Origin of the sequence: Dorea sp. D27 (assembly GCF_001185345.1) — a bacterium.
GTDB lineage: Bacteria > Bacillota > Clostridia > Lachnospirales > Lachnospiraceae > Extibacter.
This window is the reverse complement of record NZ_KQ236743.1, coordinates 795,552-817,389: the sequence shown is the minus strand read 5'-3', so window position 1 is coordinate 817,389 and position 21,838 is coordinate 795,552. Positions and strand designations below refer to the sequence as shown.

Here is a 21,838-nt window from a genome sequence, read left to right as displayed (position 1 = left end):
TAGCACGTATCGCCGGAAGGTGCAAATGCAGCAGGCCAGATTACTTTCTGCTGCCGCTGTCATCCCGGTTTTCCGCGCGTTCCTCATCTTTTTTATCTTTCTCATCGTTTACCCTGTTTTTCAACATGCAGTCCTCGTCTATCTCATAGATTGCATTTCCGTCAATAATCAATTTCCTGTTCATCTGCCATATCCCTCCTGTTCATCTGCTCATTGTTATTATATGGAAAATATATAGATTAGTTTTCCCCGTTTTCATATTTCTACTCTTAGTCACATATATATTTACAACGTTATAAAAAGGAGTGCTTATGGAACGTAGACCTCCAAAACCCATGACTCCGTTTGACAATATGGTGACTCCTCCTTATCTATATACACTAAAGCTGATGCTTCCATACACTCCTTCTTCTAACCAGAGGTTTCTCGCCATATATATCAAATTTCTGGAATTCCGCTATACGATGGATTATTTCCACGGCTTTCCGGAGCGGGGCACACAAAGGAACTCCGGGAATGGCTTCGCCCCTCTCGGGATGTTCGAGGATCTCAAGCCTTACATGGCCCCGGAAGAAAAAGAAATGATGGATCAGATGGAAATGATGATGAATATGATGGAAATGGTCCAAAGCACCCAGGCGGCGGACAGCGGCGCCGGTGCGTCCGGCGGCTTCAATCCCATGGACATGATGATGGGCATGATGGACCCCGAACAGCAGGAAATGTTCCAGACATACAGCAATATGTTCGAATCGGACATGGCACAGGCATATAATAACAGTAACGAAAACCCCAAAAAAGAAGGAGAAGAAAGATATGAATGAATGGATGAACAATCCGGCCATGAAGGACCTTGACCCGCTGAAGCTTGAACTGATCAAGACGGCGGCTAAGCAGACGGAAGGAAAATCAGGCAAGAACCTGGCCCCGGTACTTATGGCGCTCATCACGAATGCGAACAAGAAGGGAATCCAGTTCTCCCCAGATGAGATTACACTGATACTAGAAATACTCAAAGAAGGAAAATCAAAACAGGAAAGAGATCAGATTGACCAGATGCTGAAGATGGTCATGGGATATATCAAGAAATAAGGCTGCTGCAAAGCTGACGCCCGGAGGGGATAGATGGCGGAAATCCGCCGCCTCCCTCCGGGCGTATATTGCCAGGCTCCTGTCTTCATCAGAAGCCCTCTTCTTTCCGCATCATCCTGATTTCTCTTCTTTTCTTGGCTTTCTCCCACTCTTCCCTTTCCTCGTCGCTTTCCAGGATGAGCCTTGGAACCGGCGTCGGATGGTCTTCGCCGTCCAGCGCGACCATGGTGAAGAACGCATGGTTGATCGGCGTGCGTTCTCCGCTCAGCGATTCCACATAGCTGTCTACCTTTACTTCCATGGAAGTCTTGCCTACGTAAGTCACCTTGCCGATAATGATGATCACGTCCCTCTGATATGCCCCCCGGAGGAAGCGCAGGTTATCCACCGATGCGGTGATAACATTCATTCTTGTATGGCGTTTGCCTACCAGCCCCGCCACTTCATCTATCCACTGCATGAGCATGCCGCCGAACAGACGGCCCGCCGCATTCAGATGGTTCGGCCTGACCATATGGACGGTCTCGACCACTGATTCTGATACTTTTCTGCTCTCAGCTTTCATTCATGACACTCCAATCCGCATTCCTCGGCAAGTTCTGTATACCAGGAAAGTACCTCCCTGCTTTCACAGAATACCGGAAATTCCATATTATAGTTTCCCCAGATCAAGGCTTTTTTATGAACAAGATAAAAAGTGGAGAACAGCCAGCCTGCGACTGTAATCTCCAGAAGAAACTCCATAATCTCTCTGTCCGCACGATAGTATATCTGTCCGCTCTCGGTCTCCATCCTCCGCAGAACAGCCATTTGCCGGCCGTCAAGCCCTGAAAGGAACTTCTGTCTCTGCTCCTCTTCAAGCACCGGATAATAAAAGTCTGCATAAATGACATCTTCATTTGCCGAAAGAACCCTGTTGAAAAATGCTGTCATCTTCTCTCTGTCGTCCGCACATATGACCACAGATTCAAATGTTTCAAATGCCTCCCGTACATTGCCTGCCCAGAGGCAGCCATGACGTATGAGCTCTTCTTTTGCCATGGAGCGTACCATGTGCATTCCCCTTTCTTCTGCAACTTTCTACAATTTCTTGCCAAGCCCTTTCATTATATCATAAGATCTGGTATACTTAAACTGATTTTTCATGTACTGAATTACATACAACACATATGAATGAACAGCATAGGTTACAAGACTACATATATAGAGATGATAAAGGAGCGGAAGGAATATGAGGAACATCAGACTGACGATAGAATATGACGGGAGCCGGTACCAGGGCTGGAGCCGCCTAGGCAAGGAGGAGTCCAACAACACGGTATCGAATAAGATCATAGAAGTGCTGCGCAAGATGACAGGCGAGTATATCATCGAGCTGAACTGCGGCTGCCGGACAGAGGTAGGCGTACATGCATATGCGCAGGTAGCCAACTTTAAGACTGATTCGGATATGGATATATTAGATATCAAGCACTATCTGAACCGGTATCTTCCCATGGATATTGCCATCACCAACGTAGAGGATGTGCCGGACCGTTTCCACGCGCAGCTTAACGCCACATCCAAGACTTATGTGTACCGTATGACGATTGACGATGTGCCGAGCGTATTCGACCGCAAATATACATACCACTGTTTTAAGATTCCGGACAAGAAGCTCATGCAGCAGGCTGCCCTTCTGTTCATCGGCAAGCATGACTTCAAGAACTTTTCCACGGCAAAGAAAAACAAGACTACCGTAAAGGAAATATTTGAAATAGAAGTGTACGGCGATACGGAAGAAATGCAGATTCTCATACATGCTGATGATTTCCTCCACAACATGGCACGACTCGTCGTCGGCACGCTTCTGGAAATCGGCTTTGGGACACGCAAGAAAGAAGATATTGAAGAAATCTTTGCAGGCGCCAAGCCGGCCAGCGTCCCCTGCGACCCAAAGGGGCTGTATCTGCAGGAGGTTTCCTATTAAATAAGCCAAAAGGGACGTGGAACACCCGGTTATCAGATACAAGGCTTAAGCCTTGTATCTGTCCCCTGTGATCCCCGTCCCATGCCATTCATGCCCAGATTTGTCAGACGACGCCCTTCTGCAGCATAATGTTGGCAAACAGTGCCCCTTCGCCGGTTGCGACGATGGCATATGATTCCTTTGCCATCTTAATAAACGCAGGCTTTTCTATCGTATTAACCACGGCATCTCCGCGCTCATCATGTTTTCCTATGATGACTTTATAGATATCCCAGATTGGCGTCTTAACATCTTCTCCGTCCGGCACCTCCATGAGCGTGACCGGCTTGTCCGTAGAATTATCAAGCGGGAACAGCTTCAATATGGCATCCAGAATCTCTGGGACCGTATGTCCGTCGCACCGTACTACGATGCTTTCCTTTCCGACAGACCGTGCAGGAAAGTTGCCATCTGCAATCACGAGCCTGTCCCCGTGCCCCATCTCACTTAATACTTTCAGAAGTTCAGGGGATATTATTTTAGGTATTCCTTTTAACATAAGGCTCTACATCTCCTCTTCCGGTACAATCTCTATCCAGTATCCGTCCGGGTCTGCGATAAAGTAGACACCCATCTCCTTATTCTCATAGCAGACGGCTCCCATAGCTTTATGCTTTTCATACATTTTATCAAAGTCGCCGACCGTAAATGCCAGATGAAATTCTCCTTCTCCCAGGTTATACGGTTCTTCACGCCCGGCAAGCCATGTAAGTTCCAGCGTGAAGCCGCTGCTTCCGTCTCCAAGATATACGAGTACAAACGTACCGTCCGGATCCCTTTTCTCTTTCACAGGGACCAGGTCCAGTGCTTCTTTGTAAAAAGCAAGGCTTTTCTCCAGATTGAGTACGTTGAAGTTAAAATGATTGAACTTGATCATAAGCTGTCTCCCTGCTTTTCCTGGCTGCTCATGTCAAGATAGAATTCATATGCCTCTTTGTCGGTGGCCCCTTTGTGGACAATCATGTTCACAGCCTGGGCCATCACTGCAGGATGGCTGCTCTGGAAGATATTCCTTCCCATATCCATTCCTGAAGCTCCTTCCGCTATCGCCTTATAGCAGAGTGTCAGCGCCTCAACCTCCGGCAGCTTCTTGCCTCCCGCGACGACAATCGGCACCGGACACGCTGATACGATCTCTTCAAAATCTTCACAGTAATACGTCTTTACGATATGAGCGCCAAGCTCGGGCAGAATTCTCGTGGCAAGCTTGAAGAATCTGCTCGTACGTTCCATCTGCTTGCCTACCGCCACGACACCCATGGTAGGTATATTATATTTAAGTCCTGCGTCTACTGTCCTGCACAGATTGTCAAGGCTTTCCTTTTCTCCGTCCGCGCCTATGAATGTCTGCACTGCCATACAGCTCGCGTCCATCCTGACAGCGTCCTCGATGCTCACGCCGATCACTTCATGGCTCAAGTCATCATCCACCATGGAAGAGCCGCAGCTCACCCTGAGCGCGATGCCTTTGCTATTATCTGCGGGGATACATGTGCGCATAGCGCCTCTTGTGCCCATCAGTACATCTACGTACGGCATGAGCGGAGGTATCACGAGGTCGAGCCTCTCCAGCCCTGCCGTAGAACCCATAAAATATCCATGGTCGAATGCAAGCATCACCGTATGTCCGCTCTCTGGCTGGAAGATCTTTGACAAGCGCTTCTTCATCCCCCAGTCCACGTCCTGCATGCCTTTTACGTGAAAGCCGCCGTTCTTAGCGAACGGTTCATCCACATGATAATTTTTTGCTACCTTTAATCCATCAACATCTGCCATAATATTTCGTCTCCTTCTGATTTTACGTAATACACGCAAGCCCCCCTGCGCATGGCAAAAGGACTTGCATGTCTATGAAATGTCACTGATATGTATGGGATCGGCTAGAAATCATAATCATCCATATTGTCTGCATTGAATTCAGCACGTTCTGGAAGGAATACGACTCCTGAACCGTCCACGTTGTCAGCTTCGTCTCCCGTGATCTCGCTGTTGTTCACGATTTCGACTTCGCCGATTTCCGGGATATCTACTTTGTCGCCGATTGTTACTTTGTTGCCTGATGCAAGATAGTAAGCCATGTAGTTTGCGATGGATCCCTGTAATCCTGTATCCCACAGTCCCCAGTTGTTTACTACGCCCGCCGTGCAGAAGTCTTTCATGGCGTTCGGTGTGGCAAAGCCTGTAATCGCGACATCTTTCGTCGTCTTTCCAAGGTTCTGTGCTGCCTGCGCCTGTCCCGGAAGTGCCGTAGAGTCACAGCAGATGACGAGGTTGATGTCTTCATGTGCTGTCAGTACGGATTCACCGACAGAGATTGCTTTTTCTGCATCCTGTTCGCTGTAATAATTGTCAGGAGCTACGTTTTCCCAGTTCGGATACTTTTCAGCAATCATCCGCTCCGCCGCATCATGCCATGAGTTCTGGTCTGTTACGGTTGCCTGCGAGTAATGCCAGCAGTATTTGACCGCGTCTTTTGCAGGATCAAGTCCGGATGCCTTCAGAGCATTCTCGGAAAGCTGCAGCAAGAACTCTCCAAGGATATCCGGCGAGCCCTGGGATACCATAATCTGCCTCGCATCGGCAGAAACGTCGGAATCCCATGTTACTACGGCCAGTCCTGCATCCATCGCCTTCTTCATAACTTCATCAAGGCCGGTGGCGTCTACAGATGATACCGCGATACCGTCAGCGCCCTGGTTGATTGCATTGTTGATGATAGTAACCTGGTCTGCGACTGCAGCTGTAGCGCTGCCGTCATACTTGATTTCAAATCCGCCGACTTTTTTGGCAAATTCCTGTGCTCCGTCGTTTGCTGATTCAAAGAACGAGTTTCCTGTCACCTTAGGAACGAATACAATCTGGAGATCATCCCCTGATTTCTTCTTGTCGCCTGAATCCCCGCTGTCTGAGTCAGAACCGGATTTTCCACAACCAACTACCATAGTAGCAATCATGGCTGCGCATAATAATGCGCTGATGAGTTTCTTTTTCATTCTTTAGTCCTCCTTTAATTTTTTATTATTATAAACACTTATAATAATCACTTTATAACCGGCAGCCTTTATTTCCCCCTGTTCTTTTTCAGCCTTGCCAGCAGCTTTGTATTGCCGCTGCCCGTCATGCGGAATGCAAGGACTATGATAAGAAGGATCCCTACCGGAATATCGAGATACTGCGACGCCATGCCTGACATGTTCAGCCCGAATTTTAAGATGCCGATGACGCATGCTGCCAGAGCTGTTCCAATGACGCCTCCCTTTCCTCCGAGATTGGACGTTCCTCCGAGAACGACTGCCGTGATGATTGGCAGCGTCAGCGAGCTTCCCAGGTCCGATTTGGCCGAACCGAGATAACTTGTTAGCACTACGCCCGCCAGTGCGGCGCTCATTCCGGACAGTCCGTATGTACTCATGATGATAGGTCTGACCCGGATACCTGAATACCGGCATGCACTTGAATTGACACCGCAGAGGAAGATATATCTCCCATACTTCGTCTTATGCAGCAATATATACGCGATAACGACAAGTGCGATAAATATGATCAGCTGGTTGGGCATGCCTGCGATATTTCCCGATGACAGTTTCATGAAGGATTCCGGAAAGCCACTGATGCCTTCGTATGCCTCGGACGATGACATATTGACGACCGCGAGCGCAAGCCCCGAGTACAGGAACGACCCTCCCAGCGTGACTACCATCGGCTGAACCCCCGTGTAGGCCACGAAAAATCCACTTAAGAGTCCGCACAGCGTCCCCACCAGTATGCTGACAAGCACCGCTGCCCATACATTGAAACCTTTGTCCTGCCAGAGCAGCCCTATCGTAATCGATGTAAGACCCACGATGGATCCTGCCTGTATATCTATACCGCCCGTCACCATTACAAAAGTGACAAACAGTGAAATGATGCATATAGAGATGAAGTCATTGATACTTCCCATCAGTACATTCAGACGCAGAAATCTTGGATTGAGCTGTCCGAATACGAGAATCTCAAGGAGCAGTATCACAATCAGGAACATCTCCCAGCTGAAGACTTTGCTCTTTAACCCTTTCATCTTATTCATTAAAAGCACCTCCCTCAGCTGCAGTTACCCTTGCCGACAGCCTTTCTCTTCTAGCCTTTTCCACCGACCTTCTCTGTACGAGTGCATCCACTACTACGATTACGATCAAGAGGATACCGGTAATCGTATTATCATAATCAGATGAAATTTTCAAAAATACGAGCAGACGGCTGATGGACGCCATTATGATACCGCCGATTGACGCGCCGATAACCGTGCCTACTCCTCCGGTCAGGCTGATGCCTCCTATGACGCATGCCGCGATTGCTTTCATCTCATATCCATTTCCGGAAATGGCGGTTACGAAACCTACGCGGCTTACATAGAGGATTGCCCCGAACGCGGCGAACAGCCCGCATATCATAAACGCTTTCATCTTTGTTGCCAGTACAGGGATTCCTATCAGGTTCGCTCCTGCCTCGTTGTCACCTACAGCAGCGAACCGCTTCCCTCTCTTCGTCTTGACGAGAAACAGGAAGATAAGCACCATGATCACCAGATCCATAACGAAGAACCAGCTCAAGTTCCCCGCCACATTCTTTTGGGCGAGCTGCTTGAAGCCAGACGGGAGGTTCTCCACCCATTTGCCGCCTGTATACAGATATATCAGTCCCCTGTATATTCCGTTCGTGCCAAGGGTCATGATGATGGACGGAATCTTCAGGACCGTCACTCCGATGCCGTTGATCGTTCCGCATACGAGACCGACCAGGACGCAGAGGGCTATCGCCATCCCCCAGGATGCTCCTTCCCGCAGATAGGTCGCGCACACCGCGGCCGACAGTCCGAGCTGTGCTCCGATGGAACAGTCAATCTCACCCGTCAGGATTACAAATGCCATTCCTATGGCTATGAGCACGTATACGATAGAACCGTTAAAGCACAGCAGTATATTCTGTGGTTTCAGGAAACTTGGGTTCACGACTCCGACAAGCAGAAACATCACTACGAGGCAGAGCAGCGAAGACAGTTCCCTGGCCTTCAGCGCTTTTTTTATCTTCTCCATAATTACTCTCCTTCCTCGTACACTCCGAATGACGCGGCCGTCAGATTATCAAGGTCGATCTTTTCTCTCGTAAATGTATGATTGATATGTCCTTGGTACATAGAAACAGCCCTGTCACTCAGTTCTACAATTTCTTCCAGATCAGAGGATATGAGCAATATTGCCACTCCCTGCTTTTTCAGCTTGCCTATGATGGAATACACATCCCCACGTGCACCTGCGTCAATCCCCCGTGTCGGTTCATCCAGTATGACGACTTTCGGTCTCGTCGACAGTGCTCTGGCGATAACGCCTTTTTGCTGGTTGCCGCCGGAGAGGGAGCCCATAATCTGGTCCTGTCCCGTTACCTTGATACGGAAGTCACTGATATATTGATCGGCCAGCTCTGCCTCCTTTTTTCTGTTGAGGAACAGCCTGCTCATATTCCGTATCTGGGCGGACGAGATATTCCACCCCACTTCTCTTATCTTGAAGATTCCGTTCAGGAACCTGTCTTCCGGCACATAGTTGACACCTTTGTCCAGCACTCTGCGTGTGCTGAAGCCGGTTATATCCTCGCCGTCCAGAAGCACCTTGCCCGATTTCACCTTATCCATACCGAATACCGTTGTTGCGAATTCCGTCCTGCCCGCACCGACGACCCCGGCTACTCCAAGGATTTCCCCTGCATATACTTCCAGATTCAGGTTGCTGAACCCGTATCCGCTGAAGTCCTTAAGCTGCAGCACCGGTTCCGCCGACGTATAATCTATCTCCACCCTTTCTCCTGCCGTCTTAAGTTCCGAATCCGGCGGAAGCAGAGCTTTGACAAGATGGCTCTTTTCAAATTCAGACACCTCACCGCTCAGGCTCACGACGCCATCCCTCATGATAGCCACATGGGTCGCAATCTGAAACACCTCCGTCAGCCTGTGGGTGATATAGAAGATGCCGATGTTCTTCTGCTTCAGCTCCTCCACCAGTTTAAACAGGGATTCTGCCTCGTTGAAGCTGAGTGACGACGTCGGCTCATCCAGTATCAGTATCCTCGCATTCCTGAGCAGCCCCTTCAATATTTCCACAAGCTGCTGCTCTGCTATGGACAGCGTATTGGCCTTCCTTTCCAGCTTCAGGTCCCAGCCGAGATGTTCAATCATCTCCACCATACGTTTATGTATCTCATTCTTCTTCTCGTCAAATCCCATGGCGACATTTTCTTCCACGGTCATGTTCGGAAAGAGCATCGGCTCCTGTGGCACGAGATAAATTCCATTGGCAAGTGCCGTAGAAGACTTTGAGATGTCTATCATCTCTCCGTCGATGTATATCTCCCCCTCATCCTGCCGGTATATGCCCATGATGATTTTCATAAGCGTACTTTTTCCGGCGCCGTTGCCTCCAATCAGGGCTATCACTTCCCCTTCGCGCAGTTCCAAGTTGATACCTTTGAGCACTTCGTTAGAACCAAAGGATTTGCGTATATCTTTTACCTTCAGCAGCGCTTCGCCGTCAGGTTTGTTCTTAACAGCCTGCATTTTATGCACCTCCATTCCAGTTATTTATGTTGTAATACTTTTGTTCAATGGATAAACTTTTGTTTATGCTTGTTTCTCAGTTTCCACACCGGTATACCGATGTTCTGATTTAGTTTCATCATACATATCTGTTCACAGTTTGTCAACATCTTTGTTGTCTGCATTTGTTGTTTTATACATTTTAGTTATAATTTTGTCTTATTTTTTATGCACTTTGCCCTACCGCTCCATCAAGAGGCGAAAATCTGTGCAGAAATTTATTTGACAGTGCGCCCATATGCTGTTATAATTTGTTTACAAAACATTTGCACTATAATTTTACTTTTGTACATCACGTCATACAAAAGGAGGATACTATGGCTGATATAAGTTCAGAAAACAACACGCAGTTTGAAAAAAACCTGCTCTATAAAGCATCCTGGTACTACTATATGGAAGGGCTTACACAGCAGTCTATCGCCGAAAAGCTCAACATTTCCCGCATCAAGGTGCTCCGGCTGCTAGACCGTGCGCGCCAGGAAGGAATCATACAGATTCATATCAAGCCCGATACCGACGAGTTCCTCTCTATGGAACAGGAGCTGATCCGCAAGTACAGCCTGAAGGACTGCTATATCGTTCCCGCCGGGTCTGACAAGGATAACCAGACCGAGACTGTAGCGAAAGCTGCTGCAATGTATATCCAGAACCATATTACGGACAGCTGCTATATCAACTTCGGTTACGGCGAGACTGTAATGCGCGCGCTCAGCCATCTTTCCCGCTGCGTCTCCGCGACGATCTCTCTCGTATCGCTGACCGGCGGCATCACCAACTATCTGCCCGATGCCCATTCCAGGATATACGGTGCCAAGCTGTACCTGTATCCCGCTCCTCTTATTATGTCCTCCCGGGAGCTTGCCGCATCTATGATGGAGGAAGCTTCCCTGTCCGAGATATCCAAGATGACAGAACTTGCGAATCTCACCCTGATAGGCATCGGAGGCATGAACACGGATGCAACGATACTAAAATCTTCCCGGCTGACCAACAACGACTATCTCCTTTTAAAGATGCAGGGTGCGGTAGGCGACCTGATCACTCATTTTATAGACGCTCAGGGCCGGCTCGTCAATTCAGACTTTGACGCGCGTATCATAAGTACCCCTCTTGAAAAGCTGAAGACGCTCAACAATGTGATAGGCGCCGCCACCGGTGTGGAGAAGCTGCCTGCAATCGCCGCGGCTCTCAACGGCAGTTACCTCGATATACTCATCACGGATGATATTACTGCAAAGCAACTGTTAAACAATTACTAATATATGAAGGAGGCCTTTATTATGGCAAGCTATTTAATGGCACTTGATGCCGGTACCGGGAGCGTCCGCGCTGTCCTTTTTGATACGGCCGGCAATCAGCTCGGTGTGTCCCAGCATGAATGGGAACATCTCGAAGATCCACGATATCCTGGGTCTATGGATTTCGACTGGAACAACAACTGGAACCTTACGGTACAATGTATCAAAAATGTACTGCGGGACACAGGCATATCCCCTTCGGATATCGCCGCAGTCTCAACTACGTGCATGCGCGAGGGAATCGTGCTCTACGACGCTGATTTTCGCGAAATATGGGCATGCGCCAATGTCGATGCACGGTCAGGTGACGAGGTGTCTGAACTGCGCTCTCAGTCCAAAACGCTGGAAAGGGACAGCTATTCCGTATCCGGACAGACATTCGCGCTTGACGCCATCCCCCGTATACTCTGGGTAAAAAACAAGATGCCTGAGTTATATGAAAAGGCAGCTTATGTGAGCATGTTCAACGATTGGCTTATCTATAAGTTAACCGGTATACTGGCATGCGAGCCAAGCAACGGATGTACTACCGGCATCTTCAACCTCTCCACGAGGGCCTGGGATACAGATATCGCAAGAAAGTGCCGTATCAGGGATGACATCTATCCGCCGGTACAGGAAAGCGGTACGGTAGTCGGATATGTCTCCTCTTCCGCCGCCATGCAGACCGGGCTGTCCGAGTCCTCTGCCGTGGTTGCCGGAGGTGGTGACGCCCAGCTTGGCTGTATCGGTGTCGGAGTCGTGGCACCCGGGCAGGCTGCCGTGTTCGGGGGAAGTTTCTGGCAGTTCGAGTACAACACCGATACGGTCAAGACCGATCCGGGCTGCCGCGTGAGGATGAACTGCCACGCTGTCCCAGGCATCTGGCAGTACGAGGCGCTCGCCTTCTATCCCGGACTCGTAATGCGCTGGTACCGGGACGCCTTCTGTCAGCCTGAAAAGCAGAAGGCGGAAGAGACAGGGAAGGATCCATATTATTACATGAATATCCAGGCCGAAAAAATACCGGCCGGCAGCAACGGGATGCTCTGCGCTTTCTCCGATGTGATGAATTTCATCAACTGGAAGCACGCGGCCCCCACATTTACGAACTTTGCTCTTGATGCCGACAAATTCAACCGCTACACCTTCTACCGGGCTATTATGGAGAACTCTGCCATGGTTACACGGGGCAATATGGAACTTGTCGCTTCTGTGACCGGTCGACTGCCTGAGGAGATTACGTTTGCTTCCGGCGCTTCAAAGAGTCCTCTCTGGTGCCAGATTTTGTCCGATGTAATTGGTATACCGGTACACGTACCAAAGGTGCGTGAGGCTACCGCGCTTGGAGCGGCTATCCTGGCCGGCATAGGCGCCGGCATCTACAAAGACATCCGGGAGACAGCAAAAGAGCTGTGCCATATTGAGCGCACGTATTACCCGGACGCCAAAAACCATGATACATATGACAAGCTTTACAAAACCTGGAAAGAAGTATACCGTGCACAGCTTGAGCTGGCCGACAGGAAGCTGACCAAAAATATGTGGATAGCGCCAGGTTTATAATATATAACAAAGAAAGGAGATTTATATCATGTTTATCATCAATGAAAACGAAAAGGAATACCGTTTCGGCGACAGCGGCCCGAAATATCTCATGAAAGGCCCGCGCAGCAACTTTGCTGTAGTACAGTTCCAGTCCGGACAAGATTTCAAAGCACATTACCACAATATTATGGAGGAGAACTTCTTCATCCTGGAAGGCGAGGTCGACATCATCGTGGACGGCACCACCCATACGCTTAAAGCCGGTGACCTGATACATATCGAACCGGAAGAAGTTCACTACGTCGTCAACAATTCCGGCGGACCGGTGAAGATGATTTCAACGCTTGCACCTTACCAGGATTCCGATAAAATCGAGGTCGACTGATTCAGCTGCTGCAGAATGTCCTTAGAACAGGCATTCTGCAGTTTCTTTTTCCTATTTTTGCCGTGCAGCATATTCATACATGGATTTCATGATGATCCACACGCTTGTGGCCCCTGCGTCCTGGAAGCCGATTGTCGTTCCCTGCGTCTTAGCCCTCCCGAACTTCGCTTCCAATTTCTTTGTGCTTTCCATACCTTTATGTGCAGCTTCCTGCGCTTTTTCCAGCATGGGGGCAAATCCCTCTTCCGTATGTGCAAGCAGGGACTCGACGGCAGGTGACAATGCGTCTACCATCGTCTTGTCTCCCACCTCTGCTTTCCCGCGCTCCTTTATCGCCGCGAGGCTTCTCTTCATCATGTCGGCAAACTGCCCTGTATCAATCTCTGCAGCCGGTTCCATACCTTTCGCGCCGCCCAGGAACATGCTCCCGAATATCACCCCCGACGCTCCGCCCATGCTCATGAGCATGGCCTTGCCTGAAGCCGCAAATACTGCGTACACATCGGACGGCTCTTCCATTTTCAGGAGTTTATCTTTCGCTTTTTTAAGACCTCCCGCCATGCCGATTCCATGGTCGCCGTCCCCGATGGCACTGTCTACTTCCGTAAGCATCGGTTTTGCCTCTATCACGCTGTCTGCAACATGGAGAAGCATCTCTCTCGCCTGTCGTGCATTCAATCTTTCCATGACATTTCCTTTCCTTTCTTTGCATAGTACGGACAATAGCATGGCATGTCATACAGTTCCTTCAACGTATCGTCCAGCTTCAGGAGCGATATGGAGAACCCTCCCATCTCCTGGCAGGTGCAGTAGCTGTTGATATCTGCATCATGCACTGTGATGCCGTCCTCATCCAAAAGCTCTTTCAGCCTCCTGTATGCGATGCTCATCTCGAGCACGGTCGTGCTGCCGAGGCCATTTACGAGGACACATACCTCCTCCCCGCCGGCAAGTTCCAACTCCTCTTTTATGTTCTTGTACAGATATTCTACGATCTCATCTGCCCCTTTCATCGTCGTGCGTTCGATTCCACGTTCGCCATGTATTCCCATGCCGTACTCCATCTCATCGTCACCGATTTCAAATGTAGGCTTGTCAAGCCCAGGTATCTGTCCCGGCGATGTCGCTACTCCTATACTGCGCAGGTTATCCCTGGCGGCCTCCGTCACCTTGACGGCTTCCGCAAGCCCCATGCCTTTATCGCACGCAGCCCCGGCAATTTTGATTACGAAGAGGTCTCCGGCAATGCCGCGCCTGTCAGTCATGCGCTCTTTCGGCGCCGAGGCACAGTCATCCCATACCCTTACATGGGCAGCTTCTATCTCCTCGTCTGCCAGAAGTTCTTCCGCCATATCAAAGTTCAGATTGTCTCCCGCATAGTTCCCGTACACGAACAGGACGCCACGTCCGCTTTCCACCGCAAGGGCAGTCTCATATATCGTCCCCGGATCAGGGGATGCAAACACATTGCCGCACGCCGCCGCGTCGCCAAGCCCCTCCCCGACAAATCCGCTGAACATCGGCTCATGTCCACTGCCGCCTCCGATGACAAGAGCCACCTTACCCTTCCTTGGTCTCTTTGAGACGACCGCGTTGACTTCCGGATGTTTCTCATAATGATTGCTGTAGCACGACGTAAAGCCTTCCATCGCTTCGTCAACTACATTATCCGCTTTATTAATAAACTTCTTCATCTGTCTCCCTCCACACGATATATCCTATAACTTTTCAACGAATTCTATCTCTACCCCGTTCGGTTCCTCTACAAGCATGAATTTTACTCCAAGTCTGCCGCTCGGCTCTGGGCCTTCCAGAATCTTCACGCCATGCCGGGCAAATATACTTCTCAAGCCGTCAATATCATCCGTCTCCAGCGCAAAATGCCGGTATACGCCTCGGTCGGTGTGGCTCCCCGGTCTGACAGGATTCTCAGACTCGTATTCTATGAGTTCCAGGCGGCAGCCGCCCGGCAGCTCAAAATAGTACAGGAAATGGTCTCCCATATCTATATCATTCAGCTTGGTAAGGCCGAGCAGCCCGCCGTAGAACCAAAAGCTCTTCTCCTTATCTGTCATGTTTACCGTAATATGGTCTATCGCCTTCAGCATCTCTCTCCTCCAGTCTTTATGACGTCTCCACGAAAAGGGTAATGTGCAGGAATGATTCTCATACACATTACCCTTCTCCATTAATCTTCTCTCAAAGGCGGTGCCAAGAAATCCTTTCCGACTTGTACCGGAACATGTTTTGCGACAATCGCTTCCATCTCATCGCACTGTTCTTTTGTCAGGCTCCATCCTACGCAGCCCGAAATAAAATCTAACTGGCCAGGACGCCTTGCTCCGAGCAGAGCGCAGCTGACTCCTTTTTCCAGTACCCATCTCACGCTGATCTGAGCTACCGTCTTGCCCAATCTGGCTGCATATTCCTTGAGCTCGTCTATTGCTGCAAGATGGTTCACAAAGTTCTGACCCTGGTATTTCGGATCTTCCTCCGCTCTCATATCTCCATCATTGAATTTCGTGTCAACGGTATATTTGCCGTGAAGCATTCCGCGGCAGAGTGCGCTGTACCCCAACACAGTGATATTGTTCTCCTTGGCGTATGGAAGCTGGTTTTCGAACAGTTTATCTTCCAGGATATTGAAGGAAGGCTGGATCGTATGTATCGGTGCTGTTCTTCTCCATTCATCGATCATCTCGTTCGTGTAGTTGGATACGCCGATGGCACGGATTTTACCTTCTTTCAGGAACTCGCCCATTACCTGTGCCGTCTCTGCTATCGGTGTCTTTTCATCCGGCCAGTGTACCTGATAGATATCGATATGGTCTGTCTTCAGTCTCCTAAGGCTTGCCTCCAGTTCTTTCCTGAGCGTCTCAGGGCGTGAATCTCTGTAAACGCTGCCATTCTCATCCCAGCTCAGACCACATTTTGTGGCAAGCACGCATTTCTCTCTGTAGCCCGGCTTTGAAAGTGCTTCTCCGACCAGCTCTTCTGAATGTCCGGCACCATAGGCAGGGGCGGTATCTACAAGTGTTATCCCCATGTCAATCGCCGCCCTTACGCATTCTATCGCCGGCTCATCGACGATGCCGCCCCATCCGGAACCGCCCATCGCCCATGTTCCGAGCCCTACTCTAGTAATTTCCAACCCGTCGACGGCTGTTTTAAAATATTCCATAATCTGTTCCTCCTGTATTCTGTATTCCGGTATACCGGTTATTTCATGAGATAATCATATTAAATCCTCTTCATTCTGTCAACCGTTTTTGTCTATTTTGTGTATTATTTATATCTTCTTCGACTTCTTTTGTGCATATTGCCCATTTCAACTCAGTCCCGTTCTCCAAGCATAATCTCTTTCGGCCTCTCCATATGTGCAGCGATTGCGTTGTTGACAGCTTCGATGTCGCCTGATCTCATAGAACTTATGATATCTTCGTGCTCTCTCAGCGTCTCTGCTACACGGCCGGGATGCATAAGAGATGAGATTGCCATGTTCCGGATACGGTGGATATACATGCCGAACATCTCATCGAATGCAGAGTTACCGGCATAGGCCACGAGCATCAGGTGGAACTGGTTATCACATTCGACAAAACGGGTCATATTATTGCCCTCTGCAGATTCGACCAGCTTCCCCATGAGCCTTTCCAATTCTGCAAACAGCTCCGTGGCTTTTTCTGAACCTGCCTCTCTCGCCGCAAGCATCGCACAGTACCCTTCAATTGCAGTACGGACTTGAAACGTCTCTACGATATCTCTCACTTCCATCTCATGCAGCATGAATCCTTTGCTTGGTATGATATCGATATATCCTTCCTGCACAAGTCTCTGTACGGCATCCCTGAACGGTGTCCTGCTGATACCTATCTCGGCCGCAATCTTTGTCTCGGAATAGATTTCCCCAGGTGTAAATTCATTGTTCAGAATCTTCTCTTTCATGTATTCATATGCCTGCATCTGTAGTGGCTTCAGTAGCTTCATCGTAGTTTCCCCCTCAATATTCATTCTATAGATAAAGCATATAATAATTTCTGTCGGCCGGTCAAGTTTCTTCTCCCTAAAACATGCACAATAATAGAGGATGATATATAGTAAAAATTATGAAATTAACATTTTTTCATTGACCGGTATACCGGTATTTGTTATCATGATATTATGATGCAGGCTGCAGATGCAGCGGAAAGGAATATTAAATTATGGATAAAATCGGTTTTATCGGTCTAGGAATCATGGGGACTCCAATGGCGTTGAATTTGCTTAAGCACCATGTAGAACTTCACGTATATGATGTAAGGGAATCGCTCTCAGACCATCTCGTCTCAAAGGGTGCTGTCAAATCTACCCCCGAGCGGATTGGGCGTACATGTAATGTCATATTTCTCATGCTTCCGAACGGCGGAATAGTAAAAGAAGTCTTATTTGCTGAAGAGGGCGTCTGCACAGCCATCCCATCCGGAACCGTCGTCTGTGACATGAGTTCTGTAGCGCCGGAGGATTCCCACTACTGCTTTCGCCTCCTTCAGGAAAGGGGCTGCTTTTTTCTGGATTCACCTGTAAGCGGGGGAGAGCCGAAAGCGATTGACGGTACCTTGTCATTTATGGCTGGAGGAGATGATGTGACATTTCAGAAAGTCCTGCCTTATCTCGAGATGATGGGCTCCAATGCCCTTCTTGTCGGTGGTACAGGAACGGGCAGTATCGCCAAGCTTGCCAATCAGATTATCGTAAATATGACGATAGCTTCCGTATCGGAAGCATTTGTCTTTGCTGCAAAAGCGGGGGCCGATCCTGAGAAAGTATATAAGGCCATCCGGGGCGGACTTGCCGGAAGCGCAGTGCTTGATGCCAAGCTGCCCATGATTCTGGAGCGTAATTTTGAACCGGGCGGCCCCATCTACATCAATCACAAGGATATTAAAAACGTAGTTGAAGAAGCGCATCTGATCGGTACCCCGATACCGTTTACTTCCCAGCTCTTTGAAATCATGCAGGTCATGAAGGTAAAAGGGCATATGGGGGAGGATCACGGCGGGATTGTACAATATTTTGAACATCTGGCCGACTGCAAAGTACAGAAGCGGGATATGTGAGCTGAACGGAAAAGAAAAGAGAGGAATGAACGCCATGAATAGAGATTTACTGAACGAGTATCCACGGCCCGACGAAGCATCGGTCGACAGGCTCCTTGCAGAGGAGATACATTCCTTTATGGGGAAGATTATCGTGCTGGATGATGATCCGACCGGTACGCAGACGGTCCACGGCGTCTCTGTCTACACACGATGGGATTACAGCAGCATAAGAGAAGGTTTTGAAGAACCCGGGGCGCTCTTCTATATACTGACGAACTCCAGAGCACTGTCCGCTGCAGAAAGTGCCGCATTGCACGAGGAGGCTGCCCGGACGATCCACCGCGTCTCAAAGGAGACGGGCACTTCTTATCTCATCATAAGCCGGAGCGACTCTACGCTGCGCGGACACTATCCGCTTGAGACGGAAGTGCTGAAGAATACATACGAGGAATGCACCGGCCACGCCATTGATGGCGAGGTACTGTGCCCGTTCTTCAAAGAAGGTGGGCGCTTTACTGTAGGCAATATCCATTATGTCCTGTCCGGGAAAGAGCTTATCCCTGCTGCCAAGACAGAATTTGCCAGGGATTCTACCTTTGGATATGCTTCTTCTGATTTGAGGCAGTATGTGGAGGAAAAGACAGAGGGCCGGTATCCTGCCGGCAGTGTCATATGCATTCCGATGAACCTCCTCCGCAGTGCGGACACGAACGGTGTGGAATCTCTTCTGCTCTCAGCATCCGATTTTCAGAAAATCATCGTGAACGCATCGGACTACTGCGATCTGAAAGTGTTCTGTACCGCGCTCTACCGCGCGATGAAGAAAGGAAAGCGGTTTATGTTCCGAAGTGCCGCCTCTTTTGTGAAAGTCATAGCCGGCATACCCGACAGGCCGCTTCTCGGACGCGGCGAGCTTTCCCGCTCCCACTCCCGCTATGGAGGGCTCATCCTCATCGGATCCTACACCGACAAGACGACAGCTCAGCTCAGTATGCTGAAAGGGCTGGACGGAATCGAACTGCTGGAATTTGACTCTGATCTTATTACCGACCTGGAGGCTCTTGAAACGGAACGGCAGCGTATATTGGCCCTGGCTTCCGCCTGCATACAGAAAGGCAGGCATGCGGTCATCTATACGAAGAGGAAAAAGCTTATATTTGACAATGACACAAAGGAAACCGTCCTAAAGCGTTCCGTGTCCATCTCAGACGCACTGCAGTCATTTGCCGTGCAGATAGGGACGGCCCCCTCCTTCCTCATTGCCAAGGGCGGTATCACTTCCAGCGATATTGCCACGAAAGCCCTGCATATCAGGCGTGCCGTGGTGCTCGGCCAGGTGGCTCCCGGCATCCCCGCCTGGGAGACCGGTCCCGACAGCCGATATCCCGGCATCCCTTATATCATCTTCCCGGGCAATGTAGGCGAGGTTGACACGCTGAAACATGTCATCTCCTTTTTTTGCAGCTAGCTTTTCACGTGCAGGATAGTTTGAAGATGCGTTCCTGCACGTTTTCTTGCCCTTTGACACGGGCTGCTTTCGCTCTACACGTTCTGCCTCTCTTTTTCCATCAAGACTTCCTGCCTTCTTTCGTCGTGTCTGAATCCGTATCTCTCATAGAATCCCCCGGCGTCATCTGTGTGCAGCACCCCGTGCAGGCTGCCTACATCGTCCATGACAGCATCCATCAGGAGCGTGCCGAGCCCTTTCCCCCGGTAGTCCTCGTCGATAATTACATCCATCAGATAGAATGTAGTGGCAAAATCGGTAATAATACGGGCATATCCGACCATATATCCTTCTCTGTCATACACGCCATAACAGACGGAACCTTCCATAGCCTTCCTGATCATCTCCTCAGAACGCGTCCTGGCCCAGTACGACTGGCGCATCAATTGTACGACCCGTCTAAAGTCCAGCTTCTCCTTGTCGCTGCTCACATGAAATGCTTCTGTCCCGACGTGCTTTTTCATCCCCTCTCGTGCTATCTTATGGATGCTGTCCTGTTCCACTGTCTTCCTGAGCTGCTCCGTATAGGGGAATGCTTCTGCCTCCTTCTGCCCATATGTAAGCTGGAGGTCATATTCAAGAGGCAGCCACGTGCTGATCGGGGCTTCGTTATGCTGTATGAGGGCTTCCATCTTGTCAAGCGCATGGACTAGCTTAGCCTCACCCGTTCTGCCCGCCTCCAGCTCCTCAAAGAGACCGTCCAGCCTCTTTCGTCTGTCAGCCGGCAGCATCTCTGTCATACGTCGTATGGCACCTTCCTCCGCCGTGCGGTCCTCTTCCTTCTTCTCAAAACAAGGTATATCTCCGGTAACCGCTTCTCCCAGGTCGTGGAAAAGACACATTTCCATCACCTTGTCCATATCCAGCTCTGGAAACTCATCCTGCACAAGCCACGCAAAGACACAGAGGCGGAACACGTGTTCCGCGACGCTCTCCCGCCGCCCGCCGGACGTCCAGGAATGCCTGACCGTACATTTAAGCTTTTCAGCAACCGACATAAAATGCAATAGCGTATCTTTATCCATCCTATCAGCCCTCTATAATCTTTACATAGAATCTCCGGTTCCGCGGTCCGTCAAATTCACAGAAGTACAAGTCCTGCCAGATGCCAAGCAGGAGATCTCCTTCATGGAGAATCAGCGTCTGGGAAGGACCCACGAAGCTCGTCTTGATATGTGCATGGGAATTGCCTTCCACATGCTTATAATAGTCAGCATCCGCCGGAACCGCGCGTTCCATGCCGCAGAGCATGTCGTGGACGACGTCCGGGTCGGCATTTTCATTGATAGTGAATCCTGCAGTCGTATGAGGGGAATACACGACCACAATCCCCTGTTTCAGCCCGCTTTTTCTGATATCTTCACGTACCATGTCCGTTACCTTGGACATCTGCTGTGCTCCTTTTGTAGAAATGCTGTGTTCATATAAATACATCTTTTTCCCTCCTTGTCATCTGTCGAGATATTCCTTCAGGTTACCAATTTCCTTTTTCATGAGTTGATAGCCGTGCTGATAGAATTCCATAAGCGTGTCGTAGTTTTTTCCAGCCTCGATACTGTTGGTATGAGCGGGCGAAGTACGAAGATTTTCCCTTCCTCTTCCATCTCTTCGACTAGGCGCATCGCCTTGTTGTATTCAAAGTTCCGCCGTATTGTCGTCCTGACGAGATTCGGATACTTCCGGTAAGCACGGCGGTATACATTGGCCAGCGCCTTTGAAGTCATCTTCTTGCGGTAGCCCGGATTCCTTGTCAGCATGAGTACAATCTTCTCATTGCCAAGTTCCACGGCCCTCTTCACCGGTATGGAATCGGCCAGCCCGCCGTCCAGATACGGTATGCCGTCTATATTCACAATCGGCGAGACGAGGGGCATGCTGCTGGATGCCCTGCACAGCTTCATGAGCCTCTCCCTGTCTTTGTCTTCTTTCATATACTCTGCCTTCCCGGTGACACAGTTCGTCGTCACGATTTCGCACTCCATATCCGAGGCAAAGTACGTGTCAAAATCGAATGGGAATATTTCATTTGGATATTTGTCAAACACCATGTCCATATCAAGCAGGCTTTTTTCTTTTATGAACTTTGTAAATCCGTAGTAATAGTCATATTCCTTTTCTTTGTGAATCATACAGTCTCTCGTCCTGCCGGGCTGCCTCGATACGTAATCCACGCCGTTGCACGCTCCCGCGGAGACGCCTATGACATGTGACAGATACACATCCATCTCCATGAGATAATCCAGTGCCCCTGACGTAAATACGCCCCTTGTGGCACCGCCTTCCAGCACGATTGTCGCTTTCTTCATCTATACTCC

25 protein-coding genes and 1 pseudogene are annotated in these 21,838 nt (G+C 49.6%); 8 read left to right on the top strand and 18 right to left on the bottom strand.

Annotation, left to right across the window (positions count from 1 at the left end):
- Positions 1-40: 40 nt before the first annotated feature.
- Complete coding sequence (locus tag HMPREF0980_RS19090) at positions 41-184, bottom strand: hypothetical protein (RefSeq protein WP_198146159.1); 144 nt, start codon at positions 182-184, stop codon at positions 41-43.
- A gap of 127 nt (positions 185-311) precedes the next feature.
- On the opposite strand from HMPREF0980_RS19090, the gene HMPREF0980_RS03865 reads away from it, so the two are divergent.
- Positions 312-824, top strand: coding sequence for a hypothetical protein (locus HMPREF0980_RS03865; protein WP_049727804.1), 513 nt, complete (start codon positions 312-314; stop codon positions 822-824).
- Entirely contained in the window at positions 817-1,092 is a 276-nt protein-coding gene (locus HMPREF0980_RS03860; RefSeq protein ID WP_049727803.1) for a hypothetical protein, read from the top strand. Before HMPREF0980_RS03865 ends, HMPREF0980_RS03860 begins: the two co-directional genes overlap by 8 nt.
- 88 nt (positions 1,093-1,180) lie before the next feature.
- Here the strand turns inward: HMPREF0980_RS03860 and HMPREF0980_RS03855 are convergent, their stop codons facing one another.
- The gene (locus HMPREF0980_RS03855; protein ID WP_049727802.1) at positions 1,181-1,657 is read right to left on the bottom strand and encodes an acyl-CoA thioesterase; all 477 of its coding nucleotides are present in this window, start codon (positions 1,655-1,657) and stop codon (positions 1,181-1,183) included.
- Positions 1,654-2,145: a hypothetical protein gene (locus HMPREF0980_RS03850; protein WP_049727801.1), complete on the bottom strand. Its 492-nt coding sequence runs from the start codon at positions 2,143-2,145 to the stop codon at positions 1,654-1,656. The genes HMPREF0980_RS03855 and HMPREF0980_RS03850 overlap by 4 nt, the downstream gene beginning before the upstream one ends.
- A 178-nt stretch (positions 2,146-2,323) precedes the next feature.
- On the opposite strand from HMPREF0980_RS03850, the gene truA reads away from it, so the two are divergent.
- The gene (truA, locus tag HMPREF0980_RS03845; protein WP_049727800.1) at positions 2,324-3,061 is read left to right on the top strand and encodes a tRNA pseudouridine(38-40) synthase TruA; all 738 of its coding nucleotides are present in this window, start codon (positions 2,324-2,326) and stop codon (positions 3,059-3,061) included.
- Between the two features lie 103 nt (positions 3,062-3,164).
- Here the strand turns inward: truA and HMPREF0980_RS03840 are convergent, their stop codons facing one another.
- The 7 genes from HMPREF0980_RS03840 to HMPREF0980_RS03810 all read right to left on the bottom strand — a co-directional run bounded on the left by HMPREF0980_RS03840 (position 3,165) and on the right by HMPREF0980_RS03810 (position 9,689).
- Positions 3,165-3,599, bottom strand: a complete 435-nt coding sequence (locus HMPREF0980_RS03840) for an RbsD/FucU family protein (RefSeq protein ID WP_049727799.1) — start codon at positions 3,597-3,599, stop codon at positions 3,165-3,167.
- Positions 3,600-3,605: 6 nt separating this feature from the next.
- Complete coding sequence (locus HMPREF0980_RS03835; protein WP_049727798.1) at positions 3,606-3,977, bottom strand: VOC family protein; 372 nt, start codon at positions 3,975-3,977, stop codon at positions 3,606-3,608.
- Positions 3,974-4,876 (bottom strand): 3-hydroxy-5-phosphonooxypentane-2,4-dione thiolase, encoded by a 903-nt coding sequence (gene lsrF, locus HMPREF0980_RS03830; protein WP_049727797.1) that lies wholly within the window; start codon positions 4,874-4,876, stop codon positions 3,974-3,976. Before lsrF ends, HMPREF0980_RS03835 begins: the two co-directional genes overlap by 4 nt.
- Positions 4,877-4,980: 104 nt before the next feature.
- Positions 4,981-6,093 carry a substrate-binding domain-containing protein gene (locus HMPREF0980_RS03825; protein ID WP_049727796.1) on the bottom strand — a complete coding sequence of 371 codons (1,113 nt, stop codon included), beginning with the start codon at positions 6,091-6,093 and terminating at the stop codon, positions 4,981-4,983.
- 68 nt (positions 6,094-6,161) lie between these two features.
- Complete coding sequence (locus HMPREF0980_RS03820) at positions 6,162-7,169, bottom strand: ABC transporter permease (RefSeq protein WP_049727795.1); 1,008 nt, start codon at positions 7,167-7,169, stop codon at positions 6,162-6,164.
- Positions 7,162-8,175, bottom strand: coding sequence for an ABC transporter permease (locus HMPREF0980_RS03815; protein WP_049727794.1), 1,014 nt, complete (start codon positions 8,173-8,175; stop codon positions 7,162-7,164). The genes HMPREF0980_RS03820 and HMPREF0980_RS03815 overlap by 8 nt, the downstream gene beginning before the upstream one ends.
- A gap of 2 nt (positions 8,176-8,177) precedes the next feature.
- A complete protein-coding gene (locus tag HMPREF0980_RS03810; protein WP_049727793.1) occupies positions 8,178-9,689 on the bottom strand; it encodes a sugar ABC transporter ATP-binding protein in 1,512 nt (503 codons plus the stop codon).
- Positions 9,690-10,045: 356 nt separating this feature from the next.
- On the opposite strand from HMPREF0980_RS03810, the gene HMPREF0980_RS03805 reads away from it, so the two are divergent.
- The 3 genes from HMPREF0980_RS03805 to HMPREF0980_RS03795 are packed head-to-tail and all read left to right on the top strand — an operon-like array spanning position 10,046 to position 12,938.
- Positions 10,046-10,987, top strand: a complete 942-nt coding sequence (locus tag HMPREF0980_RS03805; protein ID WP_049727792.1) for a sugar-binding transcriptional regulator — start codon at positions 10,046-10,048, stop codon at positions 10,985-10,987.
- Positions 10,988-11,008: 21 nt separating this feature from the next.
- Positions 11,009-12,571 (top strand): autoinducer-2 kinase, encoded by a 1,563-nt coding sequence (gene lsrK, locus HMPREF0980_RS03800; protein WP_049727791.1) that lies wholly within the window; start codon positions 11,009-11,011, stop codon positions 12,569-12,571.
- Positions 12,572-12,599: 28 nt separating this feature from the next.
- Entirely contained in the window at positions 12,600-12,938 is a 339-nt protein-coding gene (locus tag HMPREF0980_RS03795) for a cupin domain-containing protein (RefSeq protein ID WP_049727790.1), read from the top strand.
- A gap of 51 nt (positions 12,939-12,989) precedes the next feature.
- On the opposite strand, the gene dhaL is transcribed toward HMPREF0980_RS03795, so the two are convergent.
- The 5 genes from dhaL to HMPREF0980_RS03770 all read right to left on the bottom strand — a co-directional run bounded on the left by dhaL (position 12,990) and on the right by HMPREF0980_RS03770 (position 16,925).
- Complete coding sequence (dhaL, locus tag HMPREF0980_RS19385) at positions 12,990-13,625, bottom strand: dihydroxyacetone kinase subunit DhaL (protein WP_049727789.1); 636 nt, start codon at positions 13,623-13,625, stop codon at positions 12,990-12,992.
- On the bottom strand, positions 13,613-14,632 hold the full coding sequence (locus HMPREF0980_RS19380) for a dihydroxyacetone kinase subunit DhaK (RefSeq protein WP_049727788.1): 1,020 nt from the start codon (positions 14,630-14,632) through the stop codon (positions 13,613-13,615). Before HMPREF0980_RS19380 ends, dhaL begins: the two co-directional genes overlap by 13 nt.
- 24 nt (positions 14,633-14,656) lie before the next feature.
- Positions 14,657-15,046: a VOC family protein gene (locus HMPREF0980_RS03780; protein WP_049727787.1), complete on the bottom strand. Its 390-nt coding sequence runs from the start codon at positions 15,044-15,046 to the stop codon at positions 14,657-14,659.
- 80 nt (positions 15,047-15,126) lie between these two features.
- Positions 15,127-16,119, bottom strand: a complete 993-nt coding sequence (locus tag HMPREF0980_RS03775; protein ID WP_049727786.1) for an aldo/keto reductase — start codon at positions 16,117-16,119, stop codon at positions 15,127-15,129.
- A 152-nt stretch (positions 16,120-16,271) separates the two neighbouring features.
- A complete protein-coding gene (locus tag HMPREF0980_RS03770; RefSeq protein WP_049727785.1) occupies positions 16,272-16,925 on the bottom strand; it encodes a GntR family transcriptional regulator in 654 nt (217 codons plus the stop codon).
- A gap of 215 nt (positions 16,926-17,140) precedes the next feature.
- Between HMPREF0980_RS03770 and HMPREF0980_RS03765 the strand changes: the two genes are divergently transcribed.
- Both HMPREF0980_RS03765 and HMPREF0980_RS03760 read left to right on the top strand, forming a co-directional pair.
- Complete coding sequence (locus HMPREF0980_RS03765) at positions 17,141-18,034, top strand: NAD(P)-binding domain-containing protein (RefSeq protein WP_049727784.1); 894 nt, start codon at positions 17,141-17,143, stop codon at positions 18,032-18,034.
- 34 nt (positions 18,035-18,068) lie between these two features.
- A complete protein-coding gene (locus HMPREF0980_RS03760) occupies positions 18,069-19,484 on the top strand; it encodes a four-carbon acid sugar kinase family protein (RefSeq protein ID WP_084002671.1) in 1,416 nt (471 codons plus the stop codon).
- A 74-nt stretch (positions 19,485-19,558) separates the two neighbouring features.
- Here the strand turns inward: HMPREF0980_RS03760 and HMPREF0980_RS03755 are convergent, their stop codons facing one another.
- The 3 genes and pseudogenes from HMPREF0980_RS03755 to HMPREF0980_RS03745 all read right to left on the bottom strand — a co-directional run bounded on the left by HMPREF0980_RS03755 (position 19,559) and on the right by HMPREF0980_RS03745 (position 21,829).
- Positions 19,559-20,548 carry a bifunctional HD family hydrolase/N-acetyltransferase gene (locus HMPREF0980_RS03755; protein WP_049727783.1) on the bottom strand — a complete coding sequence of 330 codons (990 nt, stop codon included), beginning with the start codon at positions 20,546-20,548 and terminating at the stop codon, positions 19,559-19,561.
- A 4-nt stretch (positions 20,549-20,552) separates the two neighbouring features.
- Entirely contained in the window at positions 20,553-20,957 is a 405-nt protein-coding gene (locus HMPREF0980_RS03750) for a secondary thiamine-phosphate synthase enzyme YjbQ (protein WP_049727782.1), read from the bottom strand.
- A 15-nt stretch (positions 20,958-20,972) separates the two neighbouring features.
- A pseudogene (locus tag HMPREF0980_RS03745) lies at positions 20,973-21,829 on the bottom strand (patatin-like phospholipase family protein).
- Positions 21,830-21,838 lie beyond the last annotated feature (9 nt).

What these genes read in the sequence shown, in the direction of transcription:
- HMPREF0980_RS19090 (WP_198146159.1), bottom strand. Translation starts at nt 184, where the DNA reads ATGAACAGGAAATTGATTATTGACGGAAATGCAATCTATGAGATAGAC.
- HMPREF0980_RS03865 (WP_049727804.1), top strand. Translation starts at nt 312, where the DNA reads ATGGAACGTAGACCTCCAAAACCCATGACTCCGTTTGACAATATGGTG.
- HMPREF0980_RS03860 (WP_049727803.1), top strand. Translation starts at nt 817, where the DNA reads ATGAATGAATGGATGAACAATCCGGCCATGAAGGACCTTGACCCGCTG.
- HMPREF0980_RS03855 (WP_049727802.1), bottom strand. Translation starts at nt 1,657, where the DNA reads ATGAAAGCTGAGAGCAGAAAAGTATCAGAATCAGTGGTCGAGACCGTC.
- HMPREF0980_RS03850 (WP_049727801.1), bottom strand. Translation starts at nt 2,145, where the DNA reads ATGGTACGCTCCATGGCAAAAGAAGAGCTCATACGTCATGGCTGCCTC.
- truA (WP_049727800.1), top strand. Translation starts at nt 2,324, where the DNA reads ATGAGGAACATCAGACTGACGATAGAATATGACGGGAGCCGGTACCAG.
- HMPREF0980_RS03840 (WP_049727799.1), bottom strand. Translation starts at nt 3,599, where the DNA reads ATGTTAAAAGGAATACCTAAAATAATATCCCCTGAACTTCTGAAAGTA.
- HMPREF0980_RS03835 (WP_049727798.1), bottom strand. Translation starts at nt 3,977, where the DNA reads ATGATCAAGTTCAATCATTTTAACTTCAACGTACTCAATCTGGAGAAA.
- lsrF (WP_049727797.1), bottom strand. Translation starts at nt 4,876, where the DNA reads ATGGCAGATGTTGATGGATTAAAGGTAGCAAAAAATTATCATGTGGAT.
- HMPREF0980_RS03825 (WP_049727796.1), bottom strand. Translation starts at nt 6,093, where the DNA reads ATGAAAAAGAAACTCATCAGCGCATTATTATGCGCAGCCATGATTGCT.
- HMPREF0980_RS03820 (WP_049727795.1), bottom strand. Translation starts at nt 7,169, where the DNA reads ATGAATAAGATGAAAGGGTTAAAGAGCAAAGTCTTCAGCTGGGAGATG.
- HMPREF0980_RS03815 (WP_049727794.1), bottom strand. Translation starts at nt 8,175, where the DNA reads ATGGAGAAGATAAAAAAAGCGCTGAAGGCCAGGGAACTGTCTTCGCTG.
- HMPREF0980_RS03810 (WP_049727793.1), bottom strand. Translation starts at nt 9,689, where the DNA reads ATGCAGGCTGTTAAGAACAAACCTGACGGCGAAGCGCTGCTGAAGGTA.
- HMPREF0980_RS03805 (WP_049727792.1), top strand. Translation starts at nt 10,046, where the DNA reads ATGGCTGATATAAGTTCAGAAAACAACACGCAGTTTGAAAAAAACCTG.
- lsrK (WP_049727791.1), top strand. Translation starts at nt 11,009, where the DNA reads ATGGCAAGCTATTTAATGGCACTTGATGCCGGTACCGGGAGCGTCCGC.
- HMPREF0980_RS03795 (WP_049727790.1), top strand. Translation starts at nt 12,600, where the DNA reads ATGTTTATCATCAATGAAAACGAAAAGGAATACCGTTTCGGCGACAGC.
- dhaL (WP_049727789.1), bottom strand. Translation starts at nt 13,625, where the DNA reads ATGGAAAGATTGAATGCACGACAGGCGAGAGAGATGCTTCTCCATGTT.
- HMPREF0980_RS19380 (WP_049727788.1), bottom strand. Translation starts at nt 14,632, where the DNA reads ATGAAGAAGTTTATTAATAAAGCGGATAATGTAGTTGACGAAGCGATG.
- HMPREF0980_RS03780 (WP_049727787.1), bottom strand. Translation starts at nt 15,046, where the DNA reads ATGCTGAAGGCGATAGACCATATTACGGTAAACATGACAGATAAGGAG.
- HMPREF0980_RS03775 (WP_049727786.1), bottom strand. Translation starts at nt 16,119, where the DNA reads ATGGAATATTTTAAAACAGCCGTCGACGGGTTGGAAATTACTAGAGTA.
- HMPREF0980_RS03770 (WP_049727785.1), bottom strand. Translation starts at nt 16,925, where the DNA reads ATGAAGCTACTGAAGCCACTACAGATGCAGGCATATGAATACATGAAA.
- HMPREF0980_RS03765 (WP_049727784.1), top strand. Translation starts at nt 17,141, where the DNA reads ATGGATAAAATCGGTTTTATCGGTCTAGGAATCATGGGGACTCCAATG.
- HMPREF0980_RS03760 (WP_084002671.1), top strand. Translation starts at nt 18,069, where the DNA reads ATGAATAGAGATTTACTGAACGAGTATCCACGGCCCGACGAAGCATCG.
- HMPREF0980_RS03755 (WP_049727783.1), bottom strand. Translation starts at nt 20,548, where the DNA reads ATGGATAAAGATACGCTATTGCATTTTATGTCGGTTGCTGAAAAGCTT.
- HMPREF0980_RS03750 (WP_049727782.1), bottom strand. Translation starts at nt 20,957, where the DNA reads ATGTATTTATATGAACACAGCATTTCTACAAAAGGAGCACAGCAGATG.